The organism is Streptomyces sp. NPDC107559, assembly GCF_055657365.1.
On sequence record NZ_JBVKBD010000005.1, the window covers coordinates 1 to 12,395 of the forward strand.

General features: G+C 69.8%; 13 protein-coding genes and 1 rRNA gene. 11 read left to right on the forward strand and 3 right to left on the reverse strand.

All coding sequences use genetic code 11. From position 1 onward, the window contains the following. The 10 genes from rrf to ACZ7OY_RS17045 form a co-directional block, all read left to right on the forward strand. Nucleotides 1-92: ribosomal RNA gene (rrf, locus tag ACZ7OY_RS17000) — 5S ribosomal RNA — on the forward strand; the annotation flags it as partial. A gap of 62 nt (nt 93-154) precedes the next feature. Continuing rightward, nucleotides 155-799, forward strand: a complete 645-nt coding sequence (locus tag ACZ7OY_RS17005; protein WP_471912111.1) for an HAD family hydrolase — start codon at nt 155-157, stop codon at nt 797-799. Nucleotides 800-891: 92 nt separating this feature from the next. Beyond that, on the forward strand, nt 892-1,638 hold the full coding sequence (locus ACZ7OY_RS17010) for a VC0807 family protein (RefSeq protein ID WP_471912112.1): 747 nt from the start codon (nt 892-894) through the stop codon (nt 1,636-1,638). A gap of 66 nt (nt 1,639-1,704) precedes the next feature. Further along, nucleotides 1,705-2,928: an MFS transporter gene (locus tag ACZ7OY_RS17015; RefSeq protein WP_471912113.1), complete on the forward strand. Its 1,224-nt coding sequence runs from the start codon at nt 1,705-1,707 to the stop codon at nt 2,926-2,928. Then, on the forward strand, nt 2,879-4,051 hold the full coding sequence (locus ACZ7OY_RS17020) for an acetoin utilization protein AcuC (protein WP_471912114.1): 1,173 nt from the start codon (nt 2,879-2,881) through the stop codon (nt 4,049-4,051). Before ACZ7OY_RS17015 ends, ACZ7OY_RS17020 begins: the two co-directional genes overlap by 50 nt. A 307-nt stretch (nt 4,052-4,358) precedes the next feature. Next, nucleotides 4,359-5,174 carry a phosphatase gene (locus ACZ7OY_RS17025; protein ID WP_471912115.1) on the forward strand — a complete coding sequence of 272 codons (816 nt, stop codon included), beginning with the start codon at nt 4,359-4,361 and terminating at the stop codon, nt 5,172-5,174. Between the two features lie 131 nt (nt 5,175-5,305). Further along, entirely contained in the window at nt 5,306-5,518 is a 213-nt protein-coding gene (locus tag ACZ7OY_RS17030) for a helix-turn-helix domain-containing protein (protein WP_015658719.1), read from the forward strand. 131 nt (nt 5,519-5,649) lie between these two features. Then, nucleotides 5,650-5,748 carry a 30S ribosomal protein bS22 gene (locus ACZ7OY_RS17035; protein WP_003948845.1) on the forward strand — a complete coding sequence of 33 codons (99 nt, stop codon included), beginning with the start codon at nt 5,650-5,652 and terminating at the stop codon, nt 5,746-5,748. A gap of 247 nt (nt 5,749-5,995) precedes the next feature. After that, nucleotides 5,996-7,057: an NAD-dependent epimerase/dehydratase family protein gene (locus ACZ7OY_RS17040; RefSeq protein WP_471912116.1), complete on the forward strand. Its 1,062-nt coding sequence runs from the start codon at nt 5,996-5,998 to the stop codon at nt 7,055-7,057. Between the two features lie 14 nt (nt 7,058-7,071). After that, entirely contained in the window at nt 7,072-8,139 is a 1,068-nt protein-coding gene (locus ACZ7OY_RS17045; protein ID WP_471912117.1) for a lysophospholipid acyltransferase family protein, read from the forward strand. Between the two features lie 82 nt (nt 8,140-8,221). Here ACZ7OY_RS17045 and ACZ7OY_RS17050 read toward each other — a convergent pair whose 3' ends face one another. From ACZ7OY_RS17050 to ACZ7OY_RS17060, 3 genes are all read right to left on the reverse strand, one after another. Next, on the reverse strand, nt 8,222-9,454 hold the full coding sequence (locus ACZ7OY_RS17050; RefSeq protein ID WP_471912118.1) for a DUF5667 domain-containing protein: 1,233 nt from the start codon (nt 9,452-9,454) through the stop codon (nt 8,222-8,224). 237 nt (nt 9,455-9,691) lie between these two features. Next, complete coding sequence (locus ACZ7OY_RS17055) at nt 9,692-10,504, reverse strand: ECF subfamily RNA polymerase sigma factor, BldN family (RefSeq protein WP_471912119.1); 813 nt, start codon at nt 10,502-10,504, stop codon at nt 9,692-9,694. A gap of 419 nt (nt 10,505-10,923) precedes the next feature. Further along, nucleotides 10,924-11,838, reverse strand: a complete 915-nt coding sequence (locus ACZ7OY_RS17060; protein WP_351612817.1) for an HAD family hydrolase — start codon at nt 11,836-11,838, stop codon at nt 10,924-10,926. A 106-nt stretch (nt 11,839-11,944) separates the two neighbouring features. Between ACZ7OY_RS17060 and ACZ7OY_RS17065 the strand changes: the two genes are divergently transcribed. Continuing rightward, entirely contained in the window at nt 11,945-12,223 is a 279-nt protein-coding gene (locus ACZ7OY_RS17065; protein ID WP_385530974.1) for a glutaredoxin family protein, read from the forward strand. The last annotated feature ends 172 nt before the right edge of the window (nt 12,224-12,395 follow it).

A 12,395-nucleotide genomic window follows, 5' to 3' on the forward strand; every position in this document is an offset into this window, starting at 1 on the left:
CGCCCGGTTACATTCCGAACCCGGAAGCTAAGCCTCACAGCGCCGATGGTACTGCAGGGGGGACCCTGTGGGAGAGTAGGACGCCGCCGAACAATTTTTGAGAAAACCCCCGTGCCGTTCGGCACGGGGGTTTTCTGCGTTTAGGCTCGACCCCATGCGCTATGACCTGGTTATTTTCGACAACGACGGAGTCCTCGTCGACAGCGAGCCGATCTCCAACCGGCTCCTGGCGGCCTATCTGACGGAACTCGGGCACCCCACCTCGTACGAGGACTCCATTCGTGACTACATGGGATCCGCGATGCACCGGATCCATGACCTCGTCCAGGAGCGCACGGGCCGGCAGCTGCCCCCGGACTTCGACGACGTCTTCCATGCGCGGGTGTTCGCCGCCTTCGAGCGGGAGTTGAAGCCCGTGCCCGGAGTCGCGGACGTCCTGTCGCAGCTGACGGCGGACGCCGTGCCCTACTGCGTCGCCTCGTCGGGCAGCCACGAACGGATCAGGGTGGGACACCGCACGACCGGACTCGACCGCTGGTTCGACGAGGACCGGATCTTCAGCTCCCAGGACGTCGGGCGGGGGAAGCCGGCGCCGGACCTGTTCCTGTACGCCGCCGAACGGATGGGGGTCCCGCCGCAGAAGTGCGTCGTCATCGAGGACAGTCCCCTCGGGGTGCAGGCGGCCGTCGCGGCCGGGATGGACGTGTACGGGTTCACCGCCATGACACCCGCGGAGCGGCTCGCCGGGGCCACCCAACTCTTCTCGGACCACAGGGAGTTGGCTGACCTGCTGGTGTGACCTGGGGCAGCGCGGCGCGCTGACATTTGTCATGCGGAGCTCCGGACGATCGTTTCTACTGGCGGACCGGGCCCTGGCGGGAAGCTGAGGGCATGACGACGAACACCGAGAGCAAGAGCCAGAGCCAGAGCAAGGCCGCCAACTTCGCGCCGCTCCTCGTGGACGTGGCGGTGCCGATCGGGTCGTACTACCTGTTCAAGGACGGGTTCGGGACGAGCACGCTGATGGCGCTCGGCCTCAGCAGCGTTGCGCCGGCCCTGCGCACCGCGTGGAGCGTGGCCAAGGAGCGCAAGGTCAACGCCTTCGCCCTGCTGATCCTCTGCGTCAACGTGGTCACGCTGCTGCTCAGTTTCGTCGCCGGTGACCCGCGGCTGATGCTCGCCAAGGACAGCGGCGTCAGCAGCGTCATCGCCATCGGCATCCTGGTCTCCGTGGTCATGGGGAAGCCGATGATGACCGCCGGGATGAAGCCCTGGCTGGTGAAGGGCGACGCGGCGCGGGAGGCCGCCTGGGCGCGGCTCCAGGCGGGATCGCCGGCCTTCCGGCGGGCCGAGCGGGTCTTCTCGCTGGTGTGGGGTGTGGTGCTGCTCGCGGAGTGCGCCGTGCGGGTCGTGGGCGCGTACACGCTGCCCGTGGACACCATGGTCTGGCTCGGTTCGGTGATCATGGTTGTCGCGATGGTGCTCGGGTTCCTGGTCAGCGGGGCGCTGGCCGCGGGTCCCATGGCGCACATGGTGATCGCCGAAGCCAAGTCCGAGGGCGCGGTGGTCGGCGGTTCCGCCCCGGCCGAGCCCGCCGCGGCCCGCGGTGCCGTCGCCAAGGTCGCCGCAGCCAGGTAAAGCTGAGCGAAATTCATCTTTGGCTTGATCTACCCACGGGTAGTCCGGGGCCCTACGCTCGCCGCCATGACAGATGTGCTGCGGCGCGGTAGGGCCTCGTTGGCGTTCAGTTTCTTCGCCCAGGGCGCCGCCTTCGCCCTGCTCGTGACGCGGATCCCGGCCATCCAGGATCGGTACGGCGTCTCCGACGCGCTCCTGCCCGTCTTCCTCGCCGCCGTACCCGTACTCGCGGGCGTCGGCAGTGTGACGACCGAGCAGCTGGTGAAGCGAATACCGCCGAGCCGGCTGCTGCGCTGGTCCCAGCCTGTCGTGCTGCTGGCGCTGCTCGGTGTCGGCGCCGGGGACCGGATGGTCGAGCTGGCGGTCGCGCTGGCCGCGTTCGGGCTGGCCGTGGGCGCGCTGGACGCGTCGATGAACATGCTCGGGGTGAGCCTCCAGCGGGCGTACGGGCGCAGCATCATGCTCAGCTTCCACGCCGTGTACAGCCTGGGCGGGATCGTGGGCGCCTCGCTGGCGTGGGTGGGCGCGCACTGGCACCTGGCGCTGTGGGTGTCGTATCTGCCGGTCGTGGCGGTGCTGCTGCCGGCCGCGCTGGTCGGGAGCCGGTGGTACGTCGACGGGGATTCCGAGCCGGTGGACGGCGAGAGCGGCGCCGAGGCGGGCGCCGGGAGCGGTCTGGTGTTCAAGCTGCTGCTTCCGCTCTGTCTGGTGATGACCTTCGCGTACATCGGCGACTCGACCGTCTCCAACTGGAGCGCGAAGTACCTCCAGGACACCCTGGGGAGCTCGGAGCAGCTGGCGACCGTCCCGTACAACGTGTACATGGTGACGACGCTGCTCGGGCGGACGATCGGGGACTTCGGCGTCCGGCGGTTCGGCGCCGCGGCGGTGGTGCGGCTGGGCGCGCTGGTCGCGGCGGCCGGGTTCGCCGTGGTGGCCGGGGCGCCCGGGGCGTGGGTCGGGATGCTCGGTTTCACCTTGCTGGGTCTGGGCCTGTGTGTGCTCGTACCGCAGACCTTCGCCGCCGCCGGACGGCTGTTCCCGGGGGCGTCGGACGCGGCGATCGCGCGGCTGAACATCTTCAACTACGTGGGATTCCTGATCGGTTCGCCTCTGGTGGGCGCGCTCGGGGACGCCTGGAGCTACCGCGGGGCCATGCTCGTACCGATGGTGTTGGTGCTGGTGACGCTGGTGTACGCCAGGTCGTTCGCCGCTCGGTCGGACCGATACGGTGGCGGGCATGAGCGGCCGCGCACAGCTGATGTGGGACGAGGCAGTAACGGGCTATGACTTCGGTCCGGACCATCCGATGGATCCGGTCCGGCTCGCCCTGACCCGGAGCCTGGTCGGCGCCTTCGGGCTCGACAAGGACATCGACGTGGTCGCGGCGAAGCCGGCCGGGGAGTCGACCCTGCGGCTCGTCCACCGGGAGGACTACGTCGAGGCGGTGAAGGCCGCGTCGGCGGATCCCGCGGCGGCGGACCAGTCGTACGGGCTGGGGACGGTGGACGATCCCGCCTTCGCCGGGATGCACGAGGTGTCGGCGCTGATCGCGGGCCAGTCGGTGGGGGCGGCGGAGGCGGTGTGGCGCGGGGACGCGTTGCACGCGGTGAACTTCGCGGGCGGGCTGCACCATGCGATGCCCGGCTCCGCCTCCGGGTTCTGCGTCTACAACGACGCCGCGCTCGCGATCGCGCGGCTGCTGGAACTGGGCGCGGAGAAGGTCGCGTACGTGGATGTCGACGTGCATCACGGCGACGGGGTGCAGGCGGCCTTCTGGGAGGACCCGCGGGTGCTGACGATCTCGTTGCACGAGCACCCCCGGACGCTGTTCCCGCAGACGGGGTGGCCGCAGGAGACGGGTGCGGACGCCGCCGAGGGCACGGCGGTGAACGTGGCGCTGCCGGCCGGGACCGGGGACGCGGGGTGGCTGCGGGCGTTCCACGCGGTCGTGCCCGAGCTGATCGCGGACTTCGGGCCTCAGGTGCTGGTGAGCCAGCACGGGGCCGACACGCACTTCGAGGACCCGCTCGCGCATCTGGCGGTCTCGCTGGACGCGCAGCGGGCCGTGCAGTCGGCCTGTCACGAGCTGGCGCACACGTACGCCGACGGACGCTGGGTCGCGCTGGGCGGGGGCGGGTACGCCGTGGTGGAGGTCGTACCGCGGTCCTGGACGCATCTGGTGAGCATCGCGGCGGGCCGGGAGATCGCCCCGGAGACGGTGATTCCGGAGAGCTGGCGGCAGGAAGTGTTCGCGCGGGCACGGCAGTTGGCACCGATGCGGATGACCGACGGGCGGTGGCCGGTGGCTTGGGCGGACTGGGAGTCCGGGTACGACCCGGCCGACCGTCTGGACCAGGCGGTGCTTGCCACGCGGCGGGCGGTGTTCCCGTTGCGGGGGATGTTGGCGTAGCCGCTCCATGCTCCGCTGGGGGTGTTGTGGGTGACCTGCGGGGTTCGTGGCGGCTGGTTGCGCAGTTCCCTGCGCCCCTGGGGGGTCGGGCTGGTGTTGTGTGGGACCTGCGGGGTTCGTTGTGGCTGGTTGCGGAGTTCCCCGCGCCCCTGGGTGGTCGGGCTGGCGTTGTGTGGGACCTGCGGGTTCGGCGTGGCTGGTTGCGCCGTTCTCCGCGCCCTGGTGGCGGGGGGCGGGGTTAGGCCAACAGTGCGGTGTTCGGGGGTTTTGTGGGCGGGGGTGGTGCGGGTCCGTCAGCATCGCTCACGTGTTGAGCATCGGCGCTCTGCGCGCCCATCTGCTGACCGCGCATCTGGCCGGGCCCGTGGCCACCTCCCGGGAGGAGAGCCTGCGGAGCTATCGGCTGTTCGCCGCCCGGGATCCCCGGGTGCTGATCGGGCTCGATCCCGAATGGTCCTGGTCGCTGCGGGATCTGATCGGGCTGATGGCGGACAAGTGCGGGGTCTCGGGCGACCCCGGTTGTGTCTCCGGCCATGATGTGATCGACCCGGAGCGGACCCTGGCCGCCCTCGACGCCTTCGCCGACCGGCTCGCGGCGGTCGCCCGGCGCGGTGCTCCCGTGCTCCTCGGCACCGGGCACCCGCACCGTCTGCTCGGTTTCTACGCCGCGCTTGCGGACGCGTTGTCGGCGGCAGGATGTACCGTCATCGTCCCAGCGAAGGGTCGCTGTGTCGACATAACGACCCGGTTCGGTCTACGCACGTACAACCTTGATTACGTACAGGGGGTCGCGCTCGTAAGGGAACCCGACGCCGAACGCCCCGGTTGTGAGCCGGGCGCACATACGCACTCGCCGCTCCCGGTTCGTACCGCTCTGGCCGGGGCGGCCGACGCCGGCGGGCCCCTCCCGGAGCTGGTCATCGGGGACCACGGATGGGTCTGCGGGGCAGGTCAGCTGGGGTTCGAGGCCATCGGTCTGGCCGACACCGACGACCCCGCGCTCTTCGTGGGGGAGGCCGAGGGGTCCGTGTCCGTGGTAGTTCCACTTGATGACGCCGTGCGATCCGATTACTACCGTCCGCTTACCCGCTACGTACTCAATCGAGCGTGTCTGTCACAGTAGGCCGCGGATGGGTGCACCTCTTCCCCACTCGCATCACCCGCCCCTAGTCTGGGGAGTGAGCACGCAACGACGAAGAGTCACCGGAAGGGGAAGCCGGTGGCCGTCGAGTGCGGAAGGTTCAGGTGGGTGTCATGGGTGCAGCTGGCGAGAGGCCTCTGAACGAGGTTCAGTTCCTTACCGTGGCGGAGGTCGCCTCGGTGATGCGAGTTTCGAAGATGACCGTGTACCGGTTGGTGCACAGCGGTCATCTGCCCGCGATCCGGGTGGGGAGGTCTTTCCGCGTCCCGGAGCAAGCGGTTCACGAGTACCTCCGTGAGAGCTATGTGGGGGTGGAGACGGCCTGACGGCTGTTCCGGGAAGACCCGGAAACACCTCGATTACGACCTCAGCGCTCGGACGGGTAGGCTAGCCCCTCGTAGGTCGTATGGGCCCATGGCGCCCAGCACCGAGTGATGAGAAGTGAGCGAGGGTAGTCGTGGGCTCTGTTATCAAGAAGCGGCGCAAGCGGATGGCCAAGAAGAAGCACCGCAAGCTGCTCAAGCGCACGCGCGTTCAGCGTCGCAACAAGAAGTAGGCGACAGCGCGAAAGCGTGTCACTGTGGCCCCCCACCGCGATAGGTGGGGGGCCACAGTCCTATCCGGAACCCGTGTTCGGAACCACTGTTTTGCGACACTCGCCGTCGCTTCGTGCATCGCGCGGTCATCACAGCGCAATATCGACCCGCTAAGTTGGCCGCAGACGGGGAACGCAGGCAGGGTACGAGGCCTGGGCAGATGACGGACCCGGGCAGGGTGCGAGGTCGGGAAGGAAGGCGCTGATCTTGGGCAAGGTCGTGCTCGTGACCGGGGTGGCCCGTCAATTGGGGGGCCGGTTCGTCCGGCGCATCCAGCGCGACCCGCAGGTGGACCGGGTCATCGCCGTGGACGCCGTGCCGCCCGAGCACCATCTCGGGGGCGCCGACTTCATCCGGGCCGACATCCGGCAGCCCGCCATAGCGCGGGTGCTCGCCGAGACGAACGCGGACACGGTCGTCCATCTGGACGTCACCGCCACCGCCCTCGGCAGCGGCAGCCGGACCACGGTCAAGGAGACCAACGTCATCGGCACCATGCAACTGCTCGGCGCCTGCCAGAAGTCCCCGACCGTCAAGCGGCTGGTGGTGAAGTCCAGTACGAACGTCTACGGGTCCGCGCCCCGCGACCCGGCCGTGTTCACCGAGACGATGCCGCCCAAGTCGCTGCCCAGCGGCGGCTTCGCCAAGGACACGGTCGAGGTCGAGGGATACGTACGGGGATTCGCGCGGCGCCGGCCCGATGTGGCCGTCTGCGTCCTGCGGTTCGCCAACATCCTCGGCCCGACCGCGGACACGCCGCTCGTGTCGTACTTCGCGCTGCCCGTGCTGCCGACCGTCCTCGGCTACGACCCGCGGCTCCAGTTCGTGCACGAGGACGACGTGGTCGAGGTGCTGCGGATCGCCTCGCACGAGCCGGCCCGCGGCACCCTCAACAGCGGGACGTTCAACATCGCCGGGGACGGCGTCCTGCTGCTCTCCCAGTGCTCCCGGCGGCTCGGCCGCCCCACGGTGCCGCTGCTGCTCCCCGCGGTCACCTGGGCGGGGTCCCTGGTGCGTACGCTGGGAATGACGGACTTCTCGCCCGAGCAGATCCGGCTGCTCACCCACGGCCGGGTCGTGTCGACCGACCAGATGCGCGAGACGCTGGGATTCACGCCGAAGTACACGACCGCGGAGACGTTCGCGGACTTCGCCCGCAGCCAGGGACCCGGGCTGCTGCCGCCGGAGGCCCTCGCGGGGGCCGTCGACCGGATCGCCGCGCTGCCCCTCGCGGGCGGCGGTCACCCCCAGACGCCGAGCGCCAACTGAGGAGCGCACCAACGATGGCGGACGCCAAGGTCATTCCGTTCGACGACGACCGGTCCCGCGGGAGCGCCGTGCAGCGGCCGTCGCGGCGCCGCGGTGCGGGAAGCCGGCGCAAGGGCGGTGAACCCGCCAGGGTCCGCGAGGTCCAGCAGGTCCAGCCCCTGCCCACCCCCGCGGCCGGACAGGATGATGTTCCTGTGACGCACGAGGAACAGCCCTCCCAGGGACCGCAGGACGGCGCGGGCAGCGGTCTGGAGCGCCGGGTGGCGAGCGGGCTGGCGTTTCTGCGCCGCCGCCTCACCGGGGACTACGAGATCGACGACTTCGGCTACGACGAGGAGCTCACCGACCAGGTCCTGATGTCGTTGCTCCGACCGCTGTACGACAAATACTTCCGGGTCGAAGTGAAGGGCATCGAGAACATCCCGGCCGAGGGCGGCGCCCTGATCGTGGCCAACCACTCCGGCACGCTCCCGCTGGACGGCCTGATGATGCAGGTCGCCGTGCACGACCATCACCCCGCGGGCCGGCATCTCAGGTTGCTCGCCGCGGACCTGGTCTTCGTGCTGCCGGTGGTCAACGAGCTGGCGCGCAAGCTCGGCCACACCCTGGCCTGCACCGAGGACGCCGAACGGCTGCTCGCACAGGGCGAGGTGGTGGGGGTGATGCCGGAGGGCTTCAAGGGCATCGGCAAGCCCTTCAGCGAGCGCTACAAGCTCCAGCGTTTCGGCCGGGGCGGCTTCGTCTCCACGGCGCTGCGCCAGGGCACTCCGATCATCCCCTGCTCGATCGTGGGGGCGGAGGAGATCTATCCGATGATCGGCAACGCCAAGACCCTGGCGCGGCTGCTGGGATTCCCGTACTTCCCGCTCACGCCGACCTTTCCGTGGCTCGGCCCGCTGGGTGCGGTTCCGCTGCCGACGAAGTGGACGATCCAGTTCGGCGAGCCGATCGCCACGGACGGCTATCCGCCGGAGGCGGCCGAGGACCCGATGCTGATGTTCAACCTGACCGACCAGGTCAGGGAGCAGATCCAGCACACGCTGTACAAGCTGCTGGTGCAGCGCCGGTCGGTGTTCTTCTGAGTTTCCCGTAGCCGGATACGGCGATGGGGGCGGCCTTCCCGGGAAGGCCGCCCCCATCGCCGTACCGCTGTCGCCGTCGTGTCTAGCCGGCGTCCTGGCTGTCGATGCCCAGGCCGGGCAGCAGGCCCGGGAGCAACGGCGGGAGGGTGACGTCGGGTTCGGCGACCGACGGGCTCGTGGACGGGGAGGCGCTGCCGGTGTCCTTGGGCGGGTCGAGCAGACCGCCGGTGCTGCCGCCGAGCAGTCCGTCGCCCTCGCTGCCGGTGCCGGCCGACCTGCTCGGCCCGCCGGTGCCGGAGTGGCCGGTGTCGGAGGTGCCGGAGCCGGTGCTGGGCGCGCTCGACCGGTGGGCGCCGGACGAACCGTCGGACGTCGAGCCGGGGCTCTGCCGTTGGCCTCCGCCGGTCCGGGCCGGGGCCTGCGGGAGCATGGACTGGAGCGGGGCGACCTCTTCGTCTATGGCGTCGAACACGGACGACACCTGGTCGCTGACGTCCCCGAGCTGGACCGGGAGCTGTTCGCGCAGCGCGCCCCAGGCCTCCCGATGGGAACGGGAGAACGTGGAGAGGGCCTGGATGGGACCCAGGGACTCGGGGTCGCGTTCGAAGGCCGCGTGCAGCAGCCGGTGGCCCTCGGTCGCGTCGTGCTGCATCCCGGACAGGGTGCGGCGGACCTCGCTGAGGGATTCGTGGTCGAGGTGGCCGCTGCGGCCGCGCTCCATCAGCCGACGTGCCTCGCTCAGCCGGGTGGAGGCCTGGTCGAGGTAGGAACGGCCGCGTTCGTCGTCCCCGTCGGACAGATGGTTGAGCTTGAAGTCCTCGATGCCGCGTTTGAGTCCGTAGAGCGAGTCGCCGGGCAGCGCGTCGGAGCTCGCGGAGGCGACTCCGCCGAAGGCTCCCGCGGCGACGCCGACGCTCAGCCCGCCCGCGGTCAGGCCCTTGGCCAGGCGGGAACGCGGTCGGAACTTGCCGAGTCCGGTCGCCCGGTGTGCGCCCCTCGACCGGGAGCGCTGCTCGGGCAGCGCAGTGTCCGTCGCCCCGCCGCCCAGCGTGCCCTCGCGGAGCATGGTCTCCATCGCGGCCACCAAGCGGGCCCGTTGGACGACCTTGACCTCCGGGTCGAGCTCCGGTTTGGGCAGTGCGCCGAGACCGGTGGTGAAGGTCAGCAGCTGACCCTGCTCGGTCCGTTCCGCAGCAGCCGGGGACGACGGAGCCGGTCCTTCGGACTGCTCGGCCGCCGTGCCCAGGTCGGACAGCTCCTCCAGGGCCTGGGCGAAGGCGTTCGCCCGCCGGTGCGCCGATACGTTCGCGATCACTGGCGGCACCTCCTCTCGTCATGACGGTCGGCTCCCCAGGGGGTCCTGAGGGTTGCACACCCTGACCAAGCCCATACGAACGAGTGATCGAAGTCGGCCAGGGAGTGACCACAGGGAGCCTGCATCCCGCACAACGAGCGGCGCGGCACTTGGGTTACGGACGACGGATGATCGGATCGCGAAGTCAACGGTCTTTCACTGAACGTGAGTTGGTGATTGCTGAGAGTGTCCGCCGGGTCAACGGGCGTCGTCCGGGAGGAGCCGCGCCAGGGTGCGGACGGCGCGGTACTGGAGGGTCTTGATGGCGCCCTCGTTCTTGCCCATCACGCGGGCGGTCTCGGCGACGGAGAGCCCCTGGAGGAAGCGCAGTGTCACGCACTCCTGCTGCTGGGGGTTGAGTCGGCGCACGGCGTCGAGCAGGGCGGCGTTGGAGAGGGACTCCAGGACGGAGTCCTCCGGGGAGCGCTCGACCTCGTTGGCGTCGAGCATCTCGCCGGTGGTGACCTCCAGCCGGAAGCGGCTCGACTTGAAGTGGTCGGCGACGAGGTTGCGGGCGATGGTGACCAGCCAGGCGCCGAAGTCGCGGCCCTGCCAGGTGAAGGTCCCGATGCGGCGCAGGGCGCGCAGGAACGTCTCGCTGGTGAGGTCCTCGGCGGTCGCCTTGCCGCCCACCCGGTAGTAGATGTAGCGGTACACGGTGTCGCTGTACTGGTCGTAGAGGCGGCCGAAGGCCTCGGTCTCGCCGGACTGGGCGCGCTCCACGAGGTCCATCATGCGGGCGCTGTCGCTGTCGGCGGCCGGACGGCGGACGGTGGCGCCGGTACCGGTACCGGCGCTCGCCGAACGTCCTCGTCTGCCGACCGTGGCGCTCCCCTCGGCCAGCGCGTAGCAGGGGCCGACGGGGGTGGTGGTGGCGAAGGCGGGGGCGTTGTGGACGGCGGGGACGGGGTACGCGGTGGGGACGAAGCCGCGCAACAGATCATTGACCGTAGCGACCGTTGCGCGCAGCGTAGCCAGGCCCGAGGCGTCAACCCCGACGTGTGGGTACACGGGACTCCCAGAGGCAGAGCTTCCATCACGTGCAGTGCGGGACCGTTCACCCGTCGTAGCGACGGAGGGGTACCGGTTTGCGTCTGAGGAGAATAACGCTTCGTGCAGGCACTGCTACACCCAGTTGCTCAAATCATCGATTACGTCGCTTCTGCAACCGATTGACGCCTGAACGAGTACCGGAGAGTGAGCGATTGCTGATCGGAAATCTTCGGGTTGAGGGTGGGTCCAGGCGTGTTGTGGCCGGGTCGCGCAGCGAGGACTGGGCGGGGCTGGGGACGGGTACGTCACCGCGAATGGCCGGTTCGTGAGCGGGCGTGACTGAATCGGGGCGTCGTGACCGAATCGGGGCGTGGGGACCGGTCGGACCGGTCCCCACGCCCCGGGGGTCGTGCACTGCCGCTGTGTCCGGGCGGCGGTTACCGGCGCCTGCGGTGCAGGGCGATCGCCGCCGCCGTGCCGCCCGCCACCGCGCCGACGCCCGCCGCCGCGGGGATGCCGACCTTGGCCGCCTTGCGGCCCGTGCGGTAGTCGCGCAGACGCCAGTCGAGGCTCCGGGCGTGTCGGCGCAGCTTGGAGTCCGGGTTGATGGCGTAGGGGTGACCGACCAGCGACAGCATCGGGATGTCGTTGTGCGAGTCGCTGTACGCGGCGCAGCGCGAGAGGTCCAGGCCCTCCGCGGCGGCCAGGGCGCGTACCGCCTCCGCCTTCGCCGGGCCGTGCAGCGGCTCGCCCACGAGCTTGCCCGTGTAGATGCCGTCGACGGACTCCGCCACCGTGCCCAGCGCGCCGGTCAGGCCCAGCCTGCGGGCGATCACCCCGGCGATCTCCACGGGGGCCGCCGTGACCAGCCAGACCCGCTGGCCCGCGTCCAGATGGGCCTGGGCGAGGGCGCGGGTGCCGGGCCAGATGCGGCCGGCCATGTACTCGTCGTAGATCTCCTCGCCGATCGACATCAGCTCGGAGACCCGGTGGCCCTTGACGATGGACAGGGCCGAGTCGCGGGCGTCCTGCATGTGTTCGGGGTCCTCGACGCCGGCCAGTCGGAACCACGCCTGCTGCCAGGCGAACTTCGCGAGGTCGCGGGTCTCGAAGAACTTCCGTTTGTACAGGCCCCGGCCGAAGTGGAACAGGGCGGCGCCCTGCATCACGGTGTTGTCGAGGTCGAAGAACGCGGCGGCTTTCTCGTCGCCGAGCACGGGGAAATCGGGCTCCTGGGCGGAGGCCTCCGGCTGCGACGACTTGCGCGCCGCCTCCGCCGAGGCCTCGCCTGCCAACACGCTCCGCGCCGTGGCGGAGCGCCTACGGGGAGTGAGCCATCCGAGAGCGGCCATGGCGTGAGCATAGCCATTCTGTTCGGTGGTTCCGGAGTCGCGAGGTTTGGAGGGTGTGAACTCTCCGCTACCGGGCCGTTAAAGAACCGGCCGACAGGGCGCGAGAATGGGGGGCATGAGTCCCCTCTTTCGGCGTAAGTCTCCCCAGGAGCGCGTGGTCACGCTCATCGGCAAGCCGGGGTGTCATCTGTGTGATGACGCACAGATCGTGATCGAAAAGGTCTGCGGCGATCTCGGCGTGCCGTGGGAGCGCAAGGACATCACCCAGGATCAGGGGCTCCACGACCAGTACTGGGAGCAGATTCCCGTCGTCCTCGTGGACGGACGGCAGCACACCTTCTGGCGCGTGGACGAGCAGAGGCTGCGCAAAGCACTGACCGACTAGTCCAAGTAGCCGGGAAAGTCGCTTAGGATCGATGGTGAGTAGGTCTCGGGGGCGGGAATCGTGAGGAGAGTGTGCGTTTTTGCCCCCGGTTACCAAGGAACAGCGTTGCGTGTGCATCGGGTTCCATCACCTGCGTCACGGGTGCGTGACCCCGGTCACGTTGGCTGGGCAA

Coding starts and splice junctions, on each gene's coding strand:
- ACZ7OY_RS17005 (WP_471912111.1), top strand. CDS start 155: ATGCGCTATGACCTGGTTATTTTCGACAACGACGGAGTCCTCGTCGAC.
- ACZ7OY_RS17010 (WP_471912112.1), top strand. CDS start 892: ATGACGACGAACACCGAGAGCAAGAGCCAGAGCCAGAGCAAGGCCGCC.
- ACZ7OY_RS17015 (WP_471912113.1), top strand. CDS start 1,705: ATGACAGATGTGCTGCGGCGCGGTAGGGCCTCGTTGGCGTTCAGTTTC.
- ACZ7OY_RS17020 (WP_471912114.1), top strand. CDS start 2,879: ATGAGCGGCCGCGCACAGCTGATGTGGGACGAGGCAGTAACGGGCTAT.
- ACZ7OY_RS17030 (WP_015658719.1), top strand. CDS start 5,306: ATGGGTGCAGCTGGCGAGAGGCCTCTGAACGAGGTTCAGTTCCTTACC.
- ACZ7OY_RS17045 (WP_471912117.1), top strand. CDS start 7,072: ATGGCGGACGCCAAGGTCATTCCGTTCGACGACGACCGGTCCCGCGGG.
- ACZ7OY_RS17060 (WP_351612817.1), bottom strand. CDS start 11,838: ATGGCCGCTCTCGGATGGCTCACTCCCCGTAGGCGCTCCGCCACGGCG.
- ACZ7OY_RS17065 (WP_385530974.1), top strand. CDS start 11,945: ATGGGGGGCATGAGTCCCCTCTTTCGGCGTAAGTCTCCCCAGGAGCGC.